2 protein-coding genes are annotated in these 1,011 nt (G+C 30.5%); both read right to left on the reverse strand.

Annotated features, from left to right (window positions below):
- Window positions 1-71 precede the first annotated feature (71 nt).
- Window positions 72-686 (reverse strand): hypothetical protein, encoded by a 615-nt coding sequence (locus ACW2QF_RS17630; RefSeq protein ID WP_455717330.1) that lies wholly within the window; start codon window positions 684-686, stop codon window positions 72-74.
- Between the two features lie 145 nt (window positions 687-831).
- Window positions 832-1,011, reverse strand: a 180-nt coding sequence (locus ACW2QF_RS17635) for a hypothetical protein (RefSeq protein WP_455717331.1), incomplete at its 5' end; no start/stop codon positions are given.

Here is a 1,011-nt window from a genome sequence, read left to right on the forward strand (position 1 = left end):
TTAAGCTATCTCCAATTAATGCAATTTTCATTTTAACTCTTCCCCTTTATTATTTGTGGAAAGCTCTCAATTCATTGCCCCATAAGAAAGTAGATATCAATAGCAACCACTATCCCAATAAGTTCAAAAACAACATCCTCCTGATGATCACTATTCTCTATGTGATAAACATCATGGTTAAATAAATTTTCTTTTATTGTTTCATAAGATAAAGAGCGTTTCTTAATTGAAGTAATCAGTCTGTTTGTACTGTTTTCTCTAACTGTGAAATCTAATGCATCATAACTACCTATTGCTGTTAATAATTCATTGCCAACTGCATCAATAACTTTTATTGATGGTGATTTTCCTTTTGAAGTTGATTTCACAGTGGCAATATGTTCTCCATTATCCGTGTATAAAGTTAAATCTTTATAAAATCCAATCTCTTTTTTTACATAACCTACAATTCTTCCTTCTTCATCTAATAAATCTATTTCTAGATTCTCAATGATCATTCTCTTAGGTATAGTTAGGAGTAGCAGGCTGGCCAGCTTTATCATTTGATTGCCTGCCTTTTTCGAGGATTTTTTTGATTCTTGTAATTTTCCTATGGTTTTACCACCTGTATTTATTGAGTAAGCTAACCCTTGTTTATTTAAACCTTCAACCTTTTGTAAGTAAATCTTTGAATATCCCTTAATCAAAATTATCCCCCATACTCACTTATATATTTGTTACTGTAAGTTCAAATTAATGGTCCTATTAAACTAAACCGCCTCGTTCCTACAATAAGGAATTCAACAAAAAAAGAACATAATCCTTCTAAGATTAATGCCCTCAGTATATGTATTATTTTATTTTTATATTGACATAGATCATACCACCAAAAGCCCATAACATATAAAATGCAAACACGAAATAAAAGTAATTAGGAAGTAAAGGAAAGAATGCAAATATAATGCCAAGTACAATTAAATAGATGCCTGAATACTTAGCGGCTTTCTTTTTGTCTTTTACTTGACCTTCTAC

Source organism: Anaerosporobacter sp., from assembly GCF_965301125.1.